Origin of the sequence: Exiguobacterium sp. s191, from assembly GCF_018618955.1 — a bacterium.
In the GTDB taxonomy this organism is placed as follows: Bacteria; Bacillota; Bacilli; order Exiguobacteriales; family Exiguobacteriaceae; genus Exiguobacterium_A; species Exiguobacterium_A abrahamii.
Genome location: NZ_JACSNC010000002.1, coordinates 215,752 through 236,830 on the forward strand (window position 1 = coordinate 215,752; position 21,079 = coordinate 236,830).

A 21,079-nucleotide genomic window follows, 5' to 3' on the forward strand; every position below is an offset into this window, starting at 1 on the left:
ATACTGCTTTTTTACGAAATGATTGTTGTAGCAGTGTATCCTCACATATAGTAAACATCCAGTTTTTTGTAGGAGAAACAAGAAACGCCACATTCTGGTACGGACAAGGGTTTAATAAATCCTTTAGCTGGGGAAATTAAAGAAGTGTCAGAAATATATAATTTTATTTAGGTGAAGGAGTGTGGCAGGATGAATAACATTTGGAACGGAACGTCGTTGAACTTGAACGGCATTCTCGGATCACTCGGCAACTTGCTTGGAGCGATCATCATTTTCTTGATTGGATGGCTCATTGCCAAGCTGATCGCGAACGGAGTTCAAAAAGCGTTAGAGAAGTCTGGGGTCGTCAACAAGTTGTCACCTCAAAAAGAGGGTACGCCACCAAAGAAGAAAAAGTGGACACCTGAAAAAATCATCGGGACCGTCGTCTTCTGGGTTCTCATGGTCTTCGTTCTTATCTTGGTCTTCAACATCCTTGATCTGAACATCATTGCTGGACCACTTGCGGATACGATGAGTACATTACTCGCGGCAATCCCGAACATCTTGAAAGCAGCTCTCATCCTTCTCTTGGCATACGTCATCGCGGTCGTTCTTCGCATGATCATCGTCAAAGCAGGAACGAAGCTGATGGCGAACGACAAAGTACGTTCGAACAAGATGCTTCAAGGTCAGACGGATCTTTCAGCTTATCCAAAAGTAGCAGGGGAGATCGTCTTCTACCTCGTCTTACTTCTGTTCCTACCGGGTGTACTCGGTGCCTTGAACATTGAGAGTGTCTCACAACCGTTCAGCCAATTGTTATCGTCATTCCTTGGATTCATTCCACGCTTGATTGCTGCGGCAGCCATCTTCTTCGTTGGTTTCCTCGTAGCGAAAATCGTCCGCGATATCGTGACGAATTTCCTTCATGCTGTTGGAACGGATAAATTTGCAGCTCGCTTCAACCTTGGATCAACGGATCAAAAAGATGCGAAATCACTTTCGTCGATTCTCGGAACAGTCGTCTTCATCTTGATTCTGATTCCAATCACGATTTCAGCACTTGATCAATTGAACATTAAAGGAATCACAGGACCAGCGATCAACATGTTGAACGATGTCCTCGGTATGATTCCAAACATCATCGTAGGTGTCGTTCTGATTCTTGTCGGTCTTTACGTCGGACGTTTCATCAAGAAATTCGTTACGGATCTCTTATCACGTCTTGGTTTCAACAACCTGACACGTCACTTAAAAATCGGTACGTGGGATGCAAACCAAGCTTCTACATCTCCAGCTTCAATCGTTGGTGCACTCGTTGAGATCGTCATCGTCGTTCTCTTCGTCGTCGAAGCTTTCAACTTGATTGGTCTTGACTTCATGGTCGACCTCGGTCGTGCCGTCCTTGCGTTCTTACCGAGCGTCTTGACAGCGATCATCATTCTCGCAATCGGGATCATCGTCAGCAACCTCGTCAAACGTACGATGGACAGCTTGTTCGGCAACTCTGAACTAAAAGTCCTCTCAAGCGTTGCGAAGTATGCGATTCTTGCACTTGCTGTCTTCATGGCACTTGATCAACTAGGTGTTGCTGATACGATCGTCAACTCAGCCTTCATCTTGATCCTTGGGGCACTTGCACTTGCATTCGGTCTTGCCTTTGGTCTTGGTGGACGTGATAATGCGTCGCGTTATCTCGATCGTTTGCAAAAGAAAGCAGAGAACACGGAAGTCGACACATCGAACCTTCCAAGTAAGTCAGCATCGACTTCATCATCACCGAGCTTAAAAGATGCAGCAAAAGGTGCAGCTTCACAAGCAGCTGATGATGTCACACCAGATCGTGCACCACGTTCAGCGCGTTCATCTTCAACGGATGAGACGACACATGGTACACCAAAAGGTGCATTGCCAGAAAACGATTTAGCACAACAAGATGATTACTCGATCGATCCAGATGATCATAAAGGTCCTAACCTCGATCATCCAAACGATCGCCCGTAATACGATCACACCCTTTCCTCTCATTTTGGAGGAAAGGGTGTTTTTGCGTTGACGCATCAAAGCGTTGTCGTCTTTTCACAAAAGTGGTTTGACCACTTTGTGAAAAAATACAGAAAAAAAGACTTATCGAACCTGACATCGTTTGTTATGATTAGAAAGTCAATTACCTCAATGATTTGAATATTCAGAAAAAAGAGAAAAGTTCGGAGGATGAAACATGAGTTTGCTTCGCAAGAAAGATGTCAGTGTAATGATGGACATGAAACAACATTCCAAACTGGCACGTCATTTATCAGGGTTTGACCTTATTTTACTCGGAATCGGTGCCATCATCGGGACCGGAATTTTCGTTCTGACAGGAACGGGCGCTCTTTACGCAGGACCTGCTTTACCGATCTCATTCATTATTTCCGCTATCGTCTGTGCGCTCGCAGCCCTTTGTTATGCTGAATTTTCGTCGATGATTCCCGTCTCAGGTAGTGTATATACGTATACATACGCAACGATCGGGGAAGTCGTAGCTTGGATCATCGGCTGGTGTCTCATTTTAGAATACGGACTTGCTTCAAGTGCCGTTGCAACCGGCTGGTCAGGGTACTTCCAGTCACTGTTAGCAGGTTTTGGTCTCCATTTACCAACAGCTTTAACAGCTGCTCCAGGTGCTGTACCAGGAAGCGAGACGTTCTTTAACTTACCGGCGTTCTTGATTCTGATGGTCATTACGCTCTTGCTTTCGCTTGGGATTAAAGAGACAAAACGCGTCAACAACATCATGGTACTCGTCAAAGTTGCCGTCGTCGTCTTGTTTATCGTCGTCGGGATCTGGTATATCGAACCAGGCAACTACAAACCGTTTGCGCCGTTCGGTATGAGCGGTGTCCTGCAAGCATCAGCGATTGCCTTCTTCGCTTATCTTGGATTTGATGCCGTCACATCGGCAGCAGAAGAAGTCAAAAACCCGGGACGTAACTTACCGGTTGGGATTCTAGGATCGCTTGCGATCGTTACCGTTTTGTACGTCGTCGTCTCTGCCATCATGGTCGGAATCGTTCCATTCAAACAGTTTGAAGGTGTTGATAGCCCAGTATCCCTTGCCTTAAAAGTGGCAGGCCAAGACTGGGTCGCTGGATTCGTCGATTTAGGAGCCATCGTTGGTATGACGACGGTCATCCTCGTCATGACATTTGGTCTTGTCCGTCTCTTGTTCGCGATGAGCCGTGACGGATTATTACCGAAAGTCTTCTCAGACGTCAACGAAAAGTCGCACACACCAGTTAAAGCAACTTGGATTCTCGGAACGATTGCTGGTTTAATCGCTGGATTCGTGCCGCTTGGTACACTTGCTGAATTGATCAACATCGGAACACTGGCAGCCTTCTCACTCATCTCGATCGCAGTCATCGTCCTACGCCGGACGCGTCCTGATTTGAAGCGTGCTTTCAAGGTTCCGTTCGTCCCAGTCTTACCGATCTTGTCGGTCCTTGCTTGTATCATGCTTATGTTCAACTTACAACCATTCACGTGGATTGCCTTCTTTATCTGGACAGCCATTGGATTACTGTTGTACTTCGGATATGGACGCAAGCGTTCGAAACTCCATCAATGAATCGACTAAACACCCTTGGTGACAAGGGTGTTTTTGTATGCAGGAAATGAGGCGAACGAAAGCGAAACAGCTCAGTGGAAAAGGAGGTTTTTCGATGATTCACATTCAACGTTCACCTGACGTAAAAACAGCATACAAAGCGATGCAGGATGGATTCCAAGATTATTTGATTCCACTGCACTTATCGGAAGCAGAATTCCAAGAGCGCATCATCGAACGAGACGGGAACCAATTGGAGCATTCATTCGTTGCCTATCATGGAGAAATACCAGTCGGTCTCTGGCTGAACGGTTGGAAGGAGATTGAGGGTCAACGCATCATGCGGTGTGGAGGACTGGGGATTTCACCACAGTATCGTCGTCTTGGGATCGCAAAAGCCTTGTATCAAGCACAACTGAGCCATGCTAAAGAAATCGGAATGGATGGTCTGATGCTTGAAGTCATTCAAGGGAACGACCCAGCGATTCGCTTGTATGAATCGCTTCACTACACGATTGTTGGAGAAATCGGTTATTTTCATTTAACAGATGAACGTCAAGAGGTCGCTCTGCCGACGATCGAAGAAGTGGAGTTTTTAAAACAATACCATGGACAAGGAGAATACATCTGGCAGCAAGATCCTCATGTCATGCAGCAATTACAAACGGATTATTACCAATTAGAAGCAAGTGTAGTGGCAGTAGCCGGATCATCTCTCTTGTCAGTCGTCGGTCCAGCAGAACAAAAAGCACGACATGCGACAGAAGTCGTCCGTCGTTTACCGGGAACGACCTACCATTATCAATCAACAGATGTGCAGGTTTGGGAGGCGTTACGTTCTGAAGGGTGGACTCAGCGGGATTTGAAACAATACATCATGCGTCAGTCGCTATAAACAAAAACCGCTGCTATTCATTTAGCGGCGGTTTTTGTAGTCTTCAATCATTCGAGCGTGAGAACCGACTAAGTGATCAGGTAAGTCATCAAGCGGTACGAACTGGAGCTTGATACTCTCATCACTTTGTTTTAACATTCCAATCGGATGTTCACCGATATAGGCGAGGGTGACGCTTTGAAAGACGTCTCCGTTCGCTAACGTCGTCACGTATTGCGAACCGGAGTAGACATCGAGTAACGTTAATCGTTTTACCTCTAAGCCAGTCTCTTCTTTAAGCTCTCGACGCGCGGTCTCTTCCGGTGATTCCGCCCATTCCATCAATCCTCCTGGTAAACCAAAGCGGGCTTGTGCTTCGTTCCGTTGTTCGAGCAAAATGTGTTCATTTTGTACGACGAGGACGACAGAACCGACGAGAATGACTGGGTCATGACCGATTTTTTGACGTAACTGTTCGACATAATTCATTTCAATGCTCCTTGGTGAAACGGACAGCCGGTCACAGGTGCCGTCTGTGTTGATTTTGGAAAGAAGTTCGGTCGTTTGATTTCCGGGTCGTAATCCTTATGGAACATATGCGTCGTTGCCCCACTCATCGGTGGCACGAGCCAGGACCATTCCCCGGTGACATCACGACCACACGCGGCTTCATTTTTTTCAAAACGAGCGAACTGTTTGGCAGCCGTATGGTGATCGACGATCGTAACACCGGCACGTTCGAACGATTCGAGTACGGCAACGTTCAGTTCGACGAGCGCTCGGTCTTTCCAAAGCGAACGTTCACGCGAGGTATTCAGACCGAGTTGTGTCGCGACGAGCGGTAACAGATCGTAACGATCCGTATCAGCGAGGTTACGGGCACCGATTTCTGTTCCCATGTACCATCCGTTGAACGGAGCACACGGATAGACGATGCCACCGATCTCAAGCTGCATGTCGGCAATCATCGGCACGGCATACCAGCGGACTTCGCGACCACCGAACAGATCATAGTCAGGATGTGTGATGCTGACTTCGAGCACGAGCTCATCTGGAATCGGATGCAGGCTGACTTGTCCATCGAGTTCAATCAAGAGGGGCAGGATATCAAAGGGTGTACGCGCTCCGGTCCAACCAAGTGCTTCACATTGTCGCGTCAGTTGGATCGAAGCCGGATCACCGATGATTCCTGTTGCGGTCTCATAACCAGCGTAGCGGATCAGTTGGTGATTATGCAGCCGGACACGTGTCGGATGGAAAATCGTGATCGTTGAGCGAATTCGTCCCTCGTTCGTCGCGAACCGGATATGCTCAAATAACGCGTCGCGGACCGCTTCAACGGTCAACGCATCCCGCGCGTCAAAGACATGGAGTTGTTCCCAAAAGAGACGTCCGACACATCGGTTACTGTTCCGCCAAGCGAGCTTGGCACCGAACGCTAGCTCGGAAGCCGTCTGTTCGTACGTTCCTGTTGTTTCAATCGAACGGATGACTTCTTGCTGACGTCCGGCCATTTCGGGGTATTGCTCTATATAAGAAGTAAAGAAGCGTTCTGCTTCGGTTTGAATGAGTGAGTACACGAATCGAAATCCTTTCTAAAAAACAAGCACGATACAATCTCTGTTCCTAGTGTACCCCGCGCAGAACCGAAGCGCCAAACTTGAATGATGTATAAGGTTGTTATAAGTTCAAAAGACTTCCAAAAGTTTAAAGGAGGTATGAAATGGGGGATAGTGTAGAGAATTAGTTGAAAGTGAGGAAATTTGTATGTCTTTAATCAAACCTGTATTTGCCCGTTTTTTTGGTGAAGCCTTTTTTGATAAATCGGCTCAGCTCGCCTATTATCTGATGTTGTCCTTATTCCCGTTCTTATTATTCGTAGTTGGGATCGTCTCGTTCTTACCGTTTACGTCCGATAACGTGCTGGATTTAATTCGACCGTTTGCTCCGGCAGAAACGTACGATTTGATTCAGCGGAACGTCGTTGGAATCTTTGATCAAGGAGGATTCAAACTTGCCTCGATCAGTTTTCTCGCCGCCTTTTGGCTTGCTTCGATGTCGGTCCAGTCACTTGTCCGTTCGCTAAACGATGCGCTCGAAGTGACACGAAAAGCGCCATTCTGGCGCGGACTGTTGCAAGACTTCGCTTTTACGATCGGGATGATGATCATCTTACCGATTTCATTGATTGTTCCGATTTCAGAAAAGTTAACACGGCGTTTCATCAACCACTTTGCAATCGTCGCTGATTTCGTGACGAACTATTCGTGGATCTGGTTCTTATTCCGCTGGGGACTCGGGACGTTGTTCTTACTTGTCTTTTTCATCTTATTGTATCGGATTTTACCGAGTGTCCGACTAACGGTTCGTCAAGTACTCCCTGGAGCCATTTTTGCGACGATCGCTTGGCAAGTCGTTTCGGAATTCTTCTCTTACTATGCTGAGTTCGGGAGTTACGATCGTCTTTACGGTCAGCTTGCCGGAATCATCGTCTTGATGACGTGGTTCTATTTGTCCGCTGTCGTCCTGATGTTAGGGGGATTGATGAATGCGGAACGCATGCGTCAGAAAAAAGAGGCAAAAATCATGAAACCACAAAAAATCAAAGAAGAAAGCGTGCGTTAATCATTGAGCACGCACAAAAGCAGCTGACGATGTGTCAGCTGCTTTTTCATTTAGGCCGTTTTAAGAATCCGGTAACCGAAGACGCTCAACAGGCTGAGTGTGAATAAAGCGAGTAAGACGAGTGACAGATAAGGAAGACCGAATACTTTGACGATGACGCTTAAGGCGACGACACCATAAAAGATTCCTAACGTCTTTTGAACGAACGGTTCATTGAAGCGATGCAAGAGTGAAGCACCGAGTGGTGAGCCGATGAACGCACCGACGATTAAAGCAATCCCGAGTGATAACGGAGCACTGGTTCCGGAAGCAACATAACTCGTCACGCCTCCAAGAACAATCAATGTCGCAGAGGCGATGCTCGTTCCGATTGCTTGTTTGAGCGGAAAGCGAACCCAGGCGAGCAAGAGCGGCGTCAACAAGAATCCACCGCTGACACCCATCAATGAAGAGAGAATTCCGGCAGCAAGTCCGATGACAGCGAGCTTCACGACGGAAGCATGATGGACCGGAAAAGACGGACGTTCCTTTGAACGGGGACGAAGGAATTGAATCGAAAAACCAATCAGTAAGACAATGTAGAGACTTGATAAGACGACATCAGCACCAGCATGACGCTCGAGCCAAAAGACGACTGGTGTGATCAACGCAGAACCGATGATGCCAGACAGACCAATGATCCCGGCATCACGAAAACGGAATGTTTTTAATCGAAGATGCGAGAGCGTGCCGGTCACAGTCGATCCGAGTGTCAGCAACAGACTGAGGACAATCGCGGTGCTGGCTTCATAGCCGAGAATCAATAAAAGTGGGGTCAGGATGATGCCGCCACCGATTCCGAAAAAGCCGGAGAGTATGCCGATGATTGCTCCTAATAACATAAATGAGATATACATCATGAAACAGTCCTTCTTTCTAATACGTGATACCTTGAGTATGAAAGAGGAATACAAGATTATAAAAATGAATTAATTGTATATAAATGATTATGAAATGTAATGAGGAGGGGTATTGTTGAAATTAACTGAACTGAGAACGTTCGTCACACTCGTTGAAACACGTCATTTTACGAAAACAGCGGAACAGTTATTTCTATCGCAACCGACGGTCAGTGTTCACGTCAAACGACTAGAAGAAGAGATCGGACATTCATTGTTAATACGTGATTCATTCGCAATAGGGGTCGAGGTATCGGAAATGGGCTGGATTGTCTATCGCCACGCAAAAGAAATTCTTTTCCAGCTCGAACAGATGCAGTCCCAGCTGGATGAATCGGAAGGTGTCTTCCGCGGAACCTTACGGATCGGAGCAACGCATACGATTCACGAAATGTTGCTCGATAATATGATTCATCTGTTTTCAAGCGTTCATCCTAAGGTATCACTAGATATCCAGTTAATGAACCATGATCAAGTGGCAGCAGCTTTACGGCATCGTGAGATTGATCTCGGGATGATCGAAGGAGAACTGACACTTGATGGAATCAAACAAATCGTCTTTGCGAAAGATCAACTGTATATCATTGGTGCGTCCCACCTTTCGTTAAAAGATGCAACGTGGATCGTTCGTGAAGAAGGATCTGCATCCCGCTATGCGCTCGATCGTTGGCTAGATGCTTCGTCGATCGTTCCCGCACGAACGATTACAGTCGATGCCAACTATTTAGTGCGTCAACTTGTTTTTAATGGGAGTGGCATTGCAGCCTTGTCGGAACGACTCGTCACGTCTTTCCCGTCCGAGTCCTTTACGCTTCATGCGAAAGGGATTTCTAAACGAACGTTTCGCTACCTGTTACCAGAGAAGATACCGACTCGCCTTGCAGAACATTGGATCACTTTTTTACAGGCGAATTGGAAAGGTTAAATGTAAAAAGATTTCCGGACGTTCTACAATGGCGATAAAATCGGAAATCTTTTTCGTTGACTTATACCCCTCTAGGTATTATTGTATGAAATGTACCAACGAGGTATGACGCATGTCACATTTAAAAAAGGAGATGGACTTCATATGGAAAACGGTTATGAAGATCGCATCATTCATCGGATGAATCGGATTGAAGGACAAATCCACGGAATCGTTCGAATGATGAAAGAAGAGGCGTCTTGTAAGGATGTCGTCACACAACTGAGTGCGACACGTAGTGCAATCGATCGCGTCATCGGTCTCGTCGTCAGTGAGAACTTGATCGACTGTGTTCGTCAGGATGATGCGACGGAAAATCATGAACAAGCCGTTGCAGAGGCTGTTCAACTCTTAATGAAAAGCAGATAAAATTTTTTACGAATTAATATACCCCTTAGGGTAAAAACTTGGAGGAATTACGTTCATGTCAGATACGAAAAAAACAACCATCGTTTTATTTAGTGGAGAGTACGACAAAGTCATGGCAGCTTATATCATTGCTAACGGTGCAGCCGCATACGATCACGAAGTCACGATTTTTCATACCTTCTGGGGTTTGAATGCGATGCGTAAGGATGAACCGATCCAGCCGGATAAAACATTCCTTGAGAAGATGTTCGGTAAGTTCATGCCACGCGGTGCTGATAAGATGCCACTCTCGAAAATGAACTTCGGTGGTGCAGGTCAAAAAATGATTAAAAATGTCATGAAGAAGCACAATGCGATGCCACTTCCAGACTTAATCGAATTAGCGAAAGAACAGGACGTCAAACTCGTCGCCTGTACGATGACGATGGATTTACTCGGTTTGAAACAGGAAGAATTACACGACGGGATTGAGTATGCAGGTGTTGCCGCCTACCTCGCCGATGCGGAGAACGGAAACGTCAATCTATTCATCTAATGATCTGAAGGAGGAATGACGCATGGATGTACTATCGATTATCTTGTTGCTCGTCGTCGGCTATCTCGCTTATAAGATGTTCGCCCCAACAAAAGGCGTCAAGCAAGTGTCGACCACGGAACTGAAGCCGTTATTAAACGACCGCAAACGATTTTATCTCGATGTTCGGACACCGGCAGAATTCAAAGGCAATCACATCAAAGGATTTAAGAACATTCCGTTACAAACGCTAAACAGTCAACTGAATCAAATCCCGAAAGACAAAGAAGTGCTCGTCATCTGTCAAAGCGGGATGCGAAGCAAACAAGCCGTCAAAGTACTAAAAAGAGCCGGTTATACGAATGTCACGGAAGTCCGTGGCGGAATGAATGCCTGGCGCTAAATCGAATCAAGAGGAGGAATTGAACATGAAACGCATGACAGCAACAGAAGTACAGGAAAAAATCGAACGTGGTGAACAACTGAACGTCATTGATGTCCGGGAAGTCGATGAAGTCAAAGAAGGAATGATTCCGGGAGCGATCCATATTCCACTCGGATTGATTGAATTCAAGATGAACGAACTCGACAAGAAAAAAGAGTATGTCATGGTATGCCGTTCTGGTGCGCGCAGTGGTCGCGCAACGACATATCTCGAAGGACAAGGATATGACGTGACGAACATGGATGGCGGCATGATGTCGTACGAAGGCGAAACGAAATAATACCCCACACCGTAAAGGAGCGAATTGTATGACTATGATTAAATCAGATATCGTATTGGACGCCAAAGGTCTCGCTTGTCCGATGCCGATCGTTCGGACGAAAAAAACGATCAAGACGTTAGAACCAGGACAAGTCATCGAAGTCCAGGCGACGGATAAAGGATCAACTGCAGATCTCCGTGCCTGGGCAAACAGCACCGGCAATCATTATTTAGGCACGATTGAAGAAGGCGAAGTGCTCCGTCATTACGTTCGGAAATCAACAGGTGATGTCACGGAACCAGCAGCATTCGCTCAAACCGTCGACAACGCAACAGTCGAAGCAGCACGCCAAGACGACTCGATCACGGTGCTTGATGTTCGTGAACAAGCAGAATATGCCTTCGCCCATGTACCGGGAGCCATCAATATTCCGTTAGGCGAACTGGAGACACGCCATGCAGAACTGGATTCAAATCAGACGATTTATGTCATCTGCCGGACAGGTAGCCGAAGTGACATGGCATGCCGACAGCTCAGTGACAAGGGGTATACGGTCCACAATGTCGTACCGGGTATGCAGGAATGGGCGTCTGAAACGACGACACTCGTTTCAGCGAAATAATACAACAGCGTAAAGTAGAGGAGGAACGAGTAGATATGGCACAAGCAATGACAGCCGCACAAGTTACAAAAAAAATCATTGGACGTGAGTCTCTGTTCATCTTAGATGTCCGGAATGAGGATGCGTTTCAAGATTGGAAAATCGAAGGAGAGAACTTCAAGTACCTCAACATTCCGTATTTTGAATTGTTGGATGGTGTCGAGGAGATTCTCGATCAGCTTCCGACGGATCAGGATGTTCTCGTCGTTTGCGCAAAAGAAGGTTCATCGATTTTCGTCGCCGATATGCTAGAAGAAGCAGGACGAGACGTATCGTATCTGTCAGGCGGTATGAAAGCATGGAGTGAACATCTAGAACCGATTTCACTCGGAACGCTGAACGAAACAGGAACTGATCAAGGCGAAGTCGTTCAGTTCGTTCGAATCGGTAAAGGTTGTCTCTCGTATATGGTCATCTCAGAAGGAGAGGCCGTACTCATCGACGCGACACGAATGACAGATGTGTATTTGGATTATGCCGCATCACGCAACGTCACGATTAAGCATGTGTTTGATACACATCTTCATGCGGATCATATTTCTGGAGGACGCGACATCGCCGAAAAAACAGGCGCGACATACTGGTTGCCGCCAAAAGATGCGACGGATGTCACATTCGATTATGCACCACTTGAAGACGGTAGTACGGTTCAAGTAGGGGATACAGCGATTGAAGTACGCGCTCTTTATTCCCCAGGACATACGATTGGATCGACTTCATTCATCGTCGATCAGCGTTATTTATTGACGGGTGATATCTTGTTCATCGACTCGATTGGTCGTCCGGATTTAGCCGGTCTCGCGGAAGACTGGGTTGGTGACTTACGCGATTCGCTCTACAACACGTATCGTGATCTTTCACCAGAACTCATCGTCTTACCGGCACATTTCATGATCATTGAAGAATTGAACACGGATGGTAGTGTAGCGGAAAAATTAAGCATCTTGCTTGCGAACAATCATGGTCTCAACATCGACGATGAAGCAACATTCCGGAAAATGGTCACAGAGAACCTGCCGCCACAACCGAACGCGTATCAAGATATCCGTGAAACAAACATGGGAAAACAGACACCCGATCTTGAAACACAACGGGAAATGGAAGTCGGACCGAACCGCTGTGCGGTACGCTAAGCCGATGCATAACGAACATCAAATCATTCAGGAGGAATACAACATGAAATCAGAACTCGTACTCGACGCAAAAGGACTTGCTTGTCCGATGCCAATCGTAAAAACAAAAAAAGCCATCGCTGGACTCGAATCAGGTCAAATCCTTGAAGTCCATGCAACGGATAAAGGGGCAAAAAACGATCTTCAGGCGTGGGCGACATCAGGTGGTCATGAACTCGTCAAACATGAAGAAGAAGCAAGCGTCCTCAAATTCTGGATTCAAAAAGGTTAATTTCGAAAAGAGAGCTGATTTACGGCTCTCTTTTTTAAGGAGTGATAAACGATGGAATTCGGTTTTATCGTGACGATTTTCTTAATCGGATTTGTCGGATCCTACATTTCAGGAATGTTAGGAATTGGCGGTTCAATCATTAAATATCCGATGTTATTGTATATCCCGCCGCTACTCGGCTTTGCAGCATTTTCTGCCCATGAGGTTGCTGGAATCAGTGCGATTCAAGTCTTTTTTGCGACGATTGGTGGCGTCTGGGCTTACCGAAAAGGCGGTTATTTGAATAAATCATTGATCGTCTACATGGGGGGATCGATTTTAATCGGTAGCTTCATCGGTGCGTATGGTTCAAATATCCTGGCTGAAGACACAATCAACATCGTCTATGGTGTTCTTGCGTTAACGGCAGCGATCATGATGTTCGTTCCGAAAAAGGGAATCGACGACATTCCACTTGATCAGGTCCAGTTCAACAAAACTATTGCGGCGGTATCGGCATTCATCGTAGGTGTCGGAGCCGGAATCGTCGGTGCGGCAGGTGCCTTTTTACTCGTCCCGATTATGCTCGTCCTCTTGAAAATCCCGACACGGATGACGATTGCTTCGTCATTAGCGATCACGTTCATTTCGTCGATCGGCGCAACGGTTGGTAAAATCACGACCGGACAAGTCGACTGGGGTCCTGCGGCAATCATGGTCGTTGCTAGTTTAATTGCAGCACCACTTGGCGCAATCGCCGGGAAGAAGATGAACACGAAGATTCTCCAAGTCATTCTTGCTGTCCTGATTTTAGCGACAGCCGTGAAGATTTGGATCGACATCCTGTGAACGAAAGAACGCTCTACTTGTATGATGTTTCCTTTACGAAACAATGTACAGGTAGAGCGTTTTGTTATTGTGTAGCTTGATCGATTACGTGTCGTAACGTATGTTCGACTTCTTTGGCGACAGTTTGAAGTGCTGCCTCGTCTGCTAAGTCCATCAAGGCAGTTGGTTTTGGCATTCCGACTTTCGTTTGTCCTTTTTCGGTATAGACGACGATTTTACATGGAAGAAAGTAACCGGCCCGTAAGTCATGAGAAACGACGCGGTGCGCCTCTTTGGGTTGGCATACCTCTAAAATATGATAACTTTCATTAAAAGAGAGCTCTTTTTCTTCGAATTTGTTTGCTAAATCAAACTCCCATAAGACACCGAACGATGCCTCTGAGAGAGCTTGCTTCAGTTGAGACATGACGTGATCCAAATCGTGATGTGACGTTACAGTGTAATCAAACATAAATACCCCTCCTGGTGTTTTTTGATATATAGTCTATTCCCTGATTGAACTTCTTTAATCCGGAAGGTCCAATGTGCTCTGTTTGAGCACATGCTACGACAAGACGGCATGAGCGCGGTACAGTTAAATAAAAGAACATCCAATAGACGTCATGCGACGTAAGCTAAATAAAGGAGGCGAAGGGAGATGAAGAAACGAATGTGGACGATTGTATCAGTCATCGGTCTCATCGTCATCATGGTCGGGGGATACTTCGTGTTCCAGCAACAGCAGGCAAAATCAAGTGGAAGTAAGGAATTGAGCTATCAACCGGAAGAAACGGCGATTTTAGCTGGCGGATGCTTCTGGTGTATGGAGCCACCGTTCGAAAGGTTAAAAGGCGTCAAATCCGTCATTTCTGGTTATACGGGCGGCGATGTTGAAAATCCGACGTATAATCAAGTGTCAGCGGAGACGACAGGTCATCGGGAAGCTGTATTGATCACATTTGATCCGAACGTCATCTCGTACAAGCAATTGTTGGATGTCTACTGGCGCCAGATTGATCCGACGGATGCAGATGGTCAATTCGTCGACCGTGGTGAGTCTTATACGACGGCGATTTTCTATACGAATGAGAAACAAAAAGAAATCGCAGCGCAATCGAAACAAGATTTAGAGAAACAACAAGTCTTCGATGATAACATCGTCACACCGTTGATTGCGGCAGGTCCTTTTTATGAAGCGGAAGCGTATCATCAAGACTACTATTTGAAGAGTGAGAAGAAATATAAATTTTACCGAGCAGCTTCTGGACGCGACGACTTCATCAACCGTTACTGGAACGATCAACCAAAGCTTGATCTTCCAACCTATCCAAAATTATCAGACGCAGAAATCAAAAAGAAATTAACCGACATCCAGTACAAGGTGACACAAGAAGATGGGACGGAGCCGGCGTTTGATAATCCGTATCACGATTTGAAAGCAGACGGTATCTATGTCGATCTGATTTCTGGCGAACCATTGTTTTCATCAAACGATAAATATGATTCGAAGACAGGATGGCCGAGTTTCACGAAACCACTTGAGCCGGGTAATATCATTGAGAAAAGTGATTTTTCAATCGGCATGAAACGGATGGAAGTCCGGAGTCGACATGGAAATGCCCATCTTGGACATGTCTTCTCGGATGGTCCAGAGCCAACGGGGCTTCGGTATTGTATGAACTCAGCCGCTTTACGTTTTATTCCGAAAGAGGACTTGAAACAAGAAGGATACGGTGAATATGTAGCAGATTTTAAATAATCATTAAAAGGCATCCGATGCTCATATGCATAGGATGCCTTTCCTTTCAAAATTGTAAGATACATCCATAAAATAAATATCCATTTTATCCATATCCTGTTTATAATCAAGATAAAGTACATCCATCTTGAAGGAGGAACATGTGTGAAGAAACTGATGATTTGGGTCATGCTGAGCTGTCTGATTTTGACGCTTGGAGTAGGACCTACGACAGCAAAGGCGGAAACAGCCCTTGCTAAAGCAACGCTCTTGAAAGTAGGACAAGAAACGACGCTTGAAACAGGAACGGAAGAAAAAAATACATATTGGTACCGCGTCAACCATGAAGCGGGTGTAGAGAAGAACGCGTCTCACTTCGAACTATCGATCGATACGGATCAACCTGTTCAAGTAACAGCGTATCCGAGTGAAGCGATGGCTGCGGAAGACGATACGTTTGATCGTTACCGGACAGAAGCGGAGCCAGATGAAAAAAATCTGACGAAATTAGCTGTTCCATATGCATGGGATGGACCGTATTATGTCAAAGTCGAATATTACCCGAACATCGAAGAAGGTAAGACGACAAAAGCCGCTCATGTCAAATTGACGTATAACAATGTCAAACTACCTGTCGAGTATGAGCCGATCAATGACATCAGCTGTATGGCAGAAGAAGCACTCAAGCAAACAAAAGAAGAAAAACCGATGCTTGCACTCATGCACTCGATCCAAAAGCAAGTGTTGAGCCAATCGGATGCAGGACGTGCTTTGACATCGCTTTACTACAAAGCGTCTCCTTACGTCGTCAAAACGCTTTTATTCAATAAAGAAAAGCGTCAACAAGCATATGAAGATTTAAAAACATTGAAGCCGGCAATGGAGGCACTCGTACGTGGAACATCGTACACGCTTACGAAAGCCGATCAACAAGCTGTCGATCGTCTCTACAAATTATCACGTGACGCATCTCCTGCTGTGATTGCGGAAGAGATTGATGGATACGCCAACAAAATGGATGTCTCTACATTAAGTGGTAGTTCGTTAAGCGAGACATTCAAGTCAATGGGTATGAACATTCAATCAAAAGAAGCGACACGTTACATCGTTAAATTAAAACCAGGTAAGATGAACCGTTCGATGAAGATTGCAGGTGTTCAAGCAAATGGTGTGGAACGTTTATCCCTTGGTAATGCGGGAGACTTCGTCATCGTAACGGAAGATCCAACGGTCAAAGGACAATCAGCGGCAGCATTAAAACAATCACTCAACCGTTCTTCAGCGGTCGAGTACGTTGAAAAAGTTCAGACGTACCGGGCGACGAATGATATCAACTTCGATTATCAATGGGCCGTAAATAAAAAGACCGTTTTTGAACAATTCGATAACGTTGGAATCGGTTTTGAAGCGTTCCAACAACGTTTCGGTTCGAAGAAGTTAGCGCCTGTGAAGATTGCAGTCATCGATACAGGTGTTGATTATCGTTTGAAGGACTTACAAGGAAAAGTTGATATCGCAAATGAAAAGAACTATGTTTCCGTCAACGGTGACGGAGATGCGCTTGATGACAACGGTCACGGAACACACGTGGCAGGCGTCATCGCAGCAACGATGAACAACGATTACGGGATCCAAGGGATTCATCAATCAGCACAAATCCTACCGGTTAAAGTCTTGAATGCAAACGGCGAAGGAGAAACAGACGCGATCGCACTCGGGATTAAATATGCAGTCGATCATGGCGCCAAAGTCATCAACATGAGTCTTGGTGGCGGTGAGAGCCGGACGATGGCTTATATGATGAAATATGCAGCAGATCATGGTGTTACGGTCGTTGCGGCTTCAGGAAACGACTATGACATGATGGTCGGTTACCCAGCGAACTCGGAATATGCGATTTCTGTTGGAGCGACGAACCCACTCGGAATGGTCGCTGATTATTCGAACTATGGTGTTGGACTTGATGTCGTAGCACCAGGATCGAAAGTCGCTAGTTTGATTCCAGACGGTAACACGGTATACATGGATGGAACAAGTATGGCTTCACCACACGTTGCAGCAGTAGCGGGAATCTTGAAGTCACTGAACCCGAAACTGACACCAACACAAATCGAACAGATCTTGCGTAAGAGTGCAGAGCCGCTTGCGTTTGAAAATCCAAACGACTGGTTCGACTTTGAAGAAGATGAAGACGGGGAAAAGATGGAACCTGAATTCCCAGCTTACGTCAGCCCAGTCTCTGGATACGGAAAAGTCAGTATTCCACGCGCGATTTCTCAGTTGAACTTGAGCGGGAATGTCAATGACGTCTACGATAACCAATTGTTTGTCTCTGGAACAGTCAAGACAGGAACGAAAGTTGAAGTGTGGGCAGCACTCGTAACGAAAGATAAGAATGGTAAAGAAACGACGACGAATAAAAAGCTAGCTACGACAACGGCTCAAGCAGGAAAATACAGCGTCAAGATTCCGCGGCAAAACCAAAAGACGGTCTTGACGGTTCGCTATGCGAATGGACTAGACGTCACGTCGGAACGGACAGAAGTCCTTCCTGGAAAAGCACCAAAAGCACCGAAGGTCAAACCGGTTCTTGCTGGTGCGACAAAAATGACAGGTACAGCTCTCGCTGGCGGTACGATTACTGTCAAAGATGCGAAACAAAAGAAAGTCGCCACAGCAAAAGTTGATGCAAAAGGTCATTTCAGTGCGAAATTACCAAAACAAGTCGGTGGTTCAAGCTTGATCGTCACAGTGACGGATATTGCCAAACGCACAAGTAAACCGACGATCGTAAAAGTCCTACCAGCACCAACAGCACCCAAAGTGAAATCAGTCTATGCCGGACAAACGAAAGTAACCGGGACAGCTGAAAAGAAATTGAGTGTTTATGTAAAAGATGCGAAGAAAAAAGTCATCGGAAAAGGAACAGTTTCTGCAAAAGGCAACTATTCTGTCAAAATTCCGAAGCAAAAAGCAAAAGCGAAGCTTTCCGTCTACGTTAAGAATACACGTGGTCAAGTGAGCCCTGTGACTTCTGTGACCGTGAAGAAAGCAAAAAAATAAGCGGATAAAAAGACCTTTTTTCGGGTACATTCCGAGAAAAGGTCTTTTTTTGTATATCCTAGCTGTTGCTTCGAAAGCGTTTCTATTATATTTAAAGAAACAAATGAAAAAGCATCATTCGATGAATGATGAGGAGGATACATTCATGGTGAATTGGATTCGGCGACGAATCGGTCGGCAGTTGCTGACTGTTTTTTATGCGGTACTGATCGTAGTATCGATTACTTCGTTCTTTGTCTATGACTACATGGAAGGACGAATCGAAACATCAAAACAGAATCTCGAGACGATCAGTGAACAAAATCGCCGGGCCAATGATTTGTGGGACAATTGGCAAACCGTCCAGTTTGGATTGCGAGGATTCGTCATTTTTGGTAACCAAGAACGGTTTGATGAGATTCAGGCGCTCCGAACAGATATCAAAAGTGAGACGGATTGGTTCATGCGAAACGCAAAAACAGATGAAGAAGAAGAATTCGCAGCGCAAATGACGAATTTATATGAGTTATACTATGATGCCTTGTTCCCGTTGACCCAGTCTTACGTCAATGAAAAAAAGGCGAATCGGATCAATGAGGACTTCTTACAGGGGGATAGTCTGTTTTCTTTGCCGATTGCCGAGCGTCTTGTTGATCAAGGGCGATTAAAGCCAACTGCCGATGGTTCGATTGATATTACGCCAGATATTGAAAAAGCATCTGCAGCACTTGAGGAATACCGGACGAATCTCAGCCAACAACAAGAAACGGCTGTCGGTGAACTTCGGAGTGAGGTCGCAAAATCACAATGGATTTGGATCTCCAGTATTGTTGTGCTCATCGCCTTCATCCTCTTATTCGTGCACCCGTTCCTTCGCCGGATGACACGACAATTACTACGCTTAATCGATGATAATCAGAAGCTCGCTCGGAAAGAACCGATTGAGATTGATAAAGCTGCCGAACAGCGACCAGACGAAATCGGATTGTTGCGCGCAGCCTTTAATCGGATGGTCGTCACGACAAATGCCCATACGGATGCGATGCAAGGCAAAAACGAAGAGTTGCAGGCGCAAAGTGAAGAGTTGCTCGCGCAACAAGAAGAACTGCAAGCGCAACAAGAAGAACTCGAAGAAGCGTATCAAACAACGAAAAAGAATGAGGAAAAGCTCCGATTGCGTAGCGAATTGACCGAGGCGCTTGCTGTTCGTGAAACCGTCGAATCGTACCCGGCAATCGTTCAAAAGATGATCGATATCACCTCTTCGGAGTACGGTGCCCTATTGCTCTATGAAGAAGGACAGTTCATGGGTGCGACGACGAATGGGATGACGATGGATTATTTAAAAGTTCTTTTGAAAGATGAGATGTCCGTCATCAATCGATCGGTTCGGGAGATGGAATTCGTCCAATCGGAAAAACGGGTGACGCGTCAAAAAGACCATCCATATTCATTTAGCACGTATGAAGTGACGATTCCTATCGAAGATCCAGAAACGCATGAATTGATTGCAGCCATCTATCTGGTTCGTTATAAATCTGCCTATAAAGGACAGCAGTTAACGGATATTCGCGAGTTCGCGCAACAGATGACGTTATCGCTCCTACGAACGCGTTCTTACGAAGGGATGCGTCAAGAAAAAGAAAAGACCGAGCAAGTGTTGGACTCGATCCGAGAAGCAATCATTTATCTTGAGGATGGAAATGGAGAATTATACGTCAACCGTCCGTTGTTTGAGTTGATTCCAGAACTACAATCGGAATTTACGGTAGATCGAACGTTACCGTCGAGTGAGTACGTCATCAATGTAATGCGTCAATTGGTGGATGACGTCGAAGCCTTTAATACGTATCTAGATTTGATTCGTTCCGGTGAGATTTCACCGGACAAGGTCCGATTTGATATTCGAAACAACACCGCTCATCTCGAAGTCTACGCGGAACGTATTGATGTTGTCGGAGGATGGAAGGGAATCATCCTCGTCTTACGGGATATTACCCGGGAAACAGAAGCCGATCGTCTCAAAACAGAACTCGTCTCGACCGTATCGCATGAGTTACGAACACCACTCTCATCTATTTATGGTTTTACAGAGTTGATGCTGAATCGAAAGATCGATGACTCAAAACAGCAGAAATATCTAGCGACGATCCATAACGAGACGGAACGGTTATCGAACCTCGTCACGGACTTCTTAGACGTTCAGCGAATGCAGTCAGGTGGACAGTTGTACCAAATGGCACATCTCGATTTGTTTACCCTAACTGAACAAGTGATGTCCTTGTATGACGCTTCAAGTGAACAGCACGATCTCCATTTGCAGTTGCTCAGCCCGGATCGTCCATTCATTTTAGGAGATGAAGACCGGATTAAACAATTAATGAGTAACTTGATCAACAATGCGATCAAGTATTCTCCAGATGGTGGGCGCATAGATGTCTGGATTGATACGAAAGACGATCAAGCCATCATTGAAGTGAAGGATGAAGGAATTGGGATTCCGCATCATGCCTTTGCTCACTTGTTTGATAAATTCTATCGTGTCGATAACTCGGATACACGTCGAATCGGTGGAACGGGACTCGGTTTATCGATTTGTAAGGAAATCGTCAAAGAACACGAAGGCATCATCCATGTCGAATCTGAAGTCGGCAAAGGTAGTCGATTCATCATCGTGTTACCGCTCAGTCTAAGTGAATCCATTGAGTCGACAGAAAAGAATCGACGTTCTAGTTAAAGACAATATGATACGTTACGGTTAAACCGTGTTCAGACCGTTTAGGTGTGGACACGGTTTTTGCCTGTGTTAAAAATGAGTAATCTTGTCAAAAATATTTTTAATAAAATAAAAAAAGAGTGAATAAA

General features: G+C 45.7%; 20 protein-coding genes. 16 read left to right on the plus strand and 4 right to left on the minus strand.

What is annotated here, in order from left to right; translation table 11 throughout:
* The first annotated feature begins 189 nt into the window (after nt 1-189).
* The 3 genes from KNQ09_RS12735 to KNQ09_RS12745 all read left to right on the plus strand — a co-directional run bounded on the left by KNQ09_RS12735 (nt 190) and on the right by KNQ09_RS12745 (nt 4,466).
* On the plus strand, nt 190-1,986 hold the full coding sequence (locus KNQ09_RS12735; protein ID WP_214858744.1) for a mechanosensitive ion channel: 1,797 nt from the start codon (nt 190-192) through the stop codon (nt 1,984-1,986).
* 217 nt (nt 1,987-2,203) lie between these two features.
* The gene (bcaP, locus tag KNQ09_RS12740) at nt 2,204-3,592 is read left to right on the plus strand and encodes a branched-chain amino acid transporter BcaP (RefSeq protein ID WP_075642704.1); all 1,389 of its coding nucleotides are present in this window, start codon (nt 2,204-2,206) and stop codon (nt 3,590-3,592) included.
* 94 nt (nt 3,593-3,686) lie between these two features.
* A complete protein-coding gene (locus tag KNQ09_RS12745) occupies nt 3,687-4,466 on the plus strand; it encodes a GNAT family N-acetyltransferase (protein WP_214858745.1) in 780 nt (259 codons plus the stop codon).
* A gap of 21 nt (nt 4,467-4,487) precedes the next feature.
* Here KNQ09_RS12745 and KNQ09_RS12750 read toward each other — a convergent pair whose 3' ends face one another.
* Both KNQ09_RS12750 and KNQ09_RS12755 read right to left on the minus strand, forming a co-directional pair.
* Nucleotides 4,488-4,934: an NUDIX hydrolase gene (locus KNQ09_RS12750; protein ID WP_214858746.1), complete on the minus strand. Its 447-nt coding sequence runs from the start codon at nt 4,932-4,934 to the stop codon at nt 4,488-4,490.
* Nucleotides 4,931-6,025, minus strand: a complete 1,095-nt coding sequence (locus tag KNQ09_RS12755) for a nitric oxide synthase oxygenase (RefSeq protein ID WP_214858747.1) — start codon at nt 6,023-6,025, stop codon at nt 4,931-4,933. The genes KNQ09_RS12750 and KNQ09_RS12755 overlap by 4 nt, the downstream gene beginning before the upstream one ends.
* Before the next feature lie 187 nt (nt 6,026-6,212).
* Between KNQ09_RS12755 and KNQ09_RS12760 the strand changes: the two genes are divergently transcribed.
* A complete protein-coding gene (locus KNQ09_RS12760; protein WP_023466934.1) occupies nt 6,213-7,070 on the plus strand; it encodes a YihY/virulence factor BrkB family protein in 858 nt (285 codons plus the stop codon).
* 50 nt (nt 7,071-7,120) lie between these two features.
* Here the strand turns inward: KNQ09_RS12760 and KNQ09_RS12765 are convergent, their stop codons facing one another.
* On the minus strand, nt 7,121-7,951 hold the full coding sequence (locus KNQ09_RS12765; protein ID WP_251138199.1) for a sulfite exporter TauE/SafE family protein: 831 nt from the start codon (nt 7,949-7,951) through the stop codon (nt 7,121-7,123).
* 133 nt (nt 7,952-8,084) lie between these two features.
* On the opposite strand from KNQ09_RS12765, the gene KNQ09_RS12770 reads away from it, so the two are divergent.
* The 9 genes from KNQ09_RS12770 (at nt 8,085) to KNQ09_RS12810 (ending at nt 13,455) form a co-directional block, all read left to right on the plus strand.
* A complete protein-coding gene (locus KNQ09_RS12770) occupies nt 8,085-8,933 on the plus strand; it encodes a LysR family transcriptional regulator (RefSeq protein WP_214858749.1) in 849 nt (282 codons plus the stop codon).
* A 144-nt stretch (nt 8,934-9,077) separates the two neighbouring features.
* Nucleotides 9,078-9,341, plus strand: coding sequence for a metal-sensitive transcriptional regulator (locus tag KNQ09_RS12775; protein ID WP_023466936.1), 264 nt, complete (start codon nt 9,078-9,080; stop codon nt 9,339-9,341).
* Between the two features lie 55 nt (nt 9,342-9,396).
* On the plus strand, nt 9,397-9,876 hold the full coding sequence (locus KNQ09_RS12780) for a DsrE/DsrF/DrsH-like family protein (protein WP_023466937.1): 480 nt from the start codon (nt 9,397-9,399) through the stop codon (nt 9,874-9,876).
* A 22-nt stretch (nt 9,877-9,898) separates the two neighbouring features.
* A complete protein-coding gene (locus tag KNQ09_RS12785) occupies nt 9,899-10,258 on the plus strand; it encodes a rhodanese-like domain-containing protein (protein WP_214858750.1) in 360 nt (119 codons plus the stop codon).
* Between the two features lie 25 nt (nt 10,259-10,283).
* On the plus strand, nt 10,284-10,580 hold the full coding sequence (locus KNQ09_RS12790) for a rhodanese-like domain-containing protein (protein WP_023466941.1): 297 nt from the start codon (nt 10,284-10,286) through the stop codon (nt 10,578-10,580).
* Nucleotides 10,581-10,608: 28 nt separating this feature from the next.
* Nucleotides 10,609-11,184, plus strand: coding sequence for a sulfurtransferase TusA family protein (locus KNQ09_RS12795; protein ID WP_214858751.1), 576 nt, complete (start codon nt 10,609-10,611; stop codon nt 11,182-11,184).
* A 35-nt stretch (nt 11,185-11,219) separates the two neighbouring features.
* Nucleotides 11,220-12,356: an MBL fold metallo-hydrolase gene (locus KNQ09_RS12800; protein WP_064300580.1), complete on the plus strand. Its 1,137-nt coding sequence runs from the start codon at nt 11,220-11,222 to the stop codon at nt 12,354-12,356.
* A gap of 43 nt (nt 12,357-12,399) precedes the next feature.
* Entirely contained in the window at nt 12,400-12,627 is a 228-nt protein-coding gene (locus KNQ09_RS12805; RefSeq protein WP_029343316.1) for a sulfurtransferase TusA family protein, read from the plus strand.
* Between the two features lie 51 nt (nt 12,628-12,678).
* Nucleotides 12,679-13,455 carry a sulfite exporter TauE/SafE family protein gene (locus tag KNQ09_RS12810; RefSeq protein WP_214772119.1) on the plus strand — a complete coding sequence of 259 codons (777 nt, stop codon included), beginning with the start codon at nt 12,679-12,681 and terminating at the stop codon, nt 13,453-13,455.
* Nucleotides 13,456-13,519: 64 nt separating this feature from the next.
* On the opposite strand, the gene KNQ09_RS12815 is transcribed toward KNQ09_RS12810, so the two are convergent.
* Nucleotides 13,520-13,906 (minus strand): DUF302 domain-containing protein, encoded by a 387-nt coding sequence (locus tag KNQ09_RS12815; RefSeq protein WP_064300582.1) that lies wholly within the window; start codon nt 13,904-13,906, stop codon nt 13,520-13,522.
* 186 nt (nt 13,907-14,092) lie between these two features.
* Between KNQ09_RS12815 and msrB the strand changes: the two genes are divergently transcribed.
* From msrB to KNQ09_RS12830, 3 genes are all read left to right on the plus strand, one after another.
* Nucleotides 14,093-15,193 carry a peptide-methionine (R)-S-oxide reductase MsrB gene (gene msrB / locus KNQ09_RS12820; protein ID WP_214858752.1) on the plus strand — a complete coding sequence of 367 codons (1,101 nt, stop codon included), beginning with the start codon at nt 14,093-14,095 and terminating at the stop codon, nt 15,191-15,193.
* Between the two features lie 144 nt (nt 15,194-15,337).
* Entirely contained in the window at nt 15,338-18,235 is a 2,898-nt protein-coding gene (locus tag KNQ09_RS12825) for a S8 family peptidase (protein ID WP_214858753.1), read from the plus strand.
* A gap of 145 nt (nt 18,236-18,380) precedes the next feature.
* A complete protein-coding gene (locus KNQ09_RS12830; RefSeq protein ID WP_214858754.1) occupies nt 18,381-20,951 on the plus strand; it encodes a HAMP domain-containing sensor histidine kinase in 2,571 nt (856 codons plus the stop codon).
* Nucleotides 20,952-21,079 lie beyond the last annotated feature (128 nt).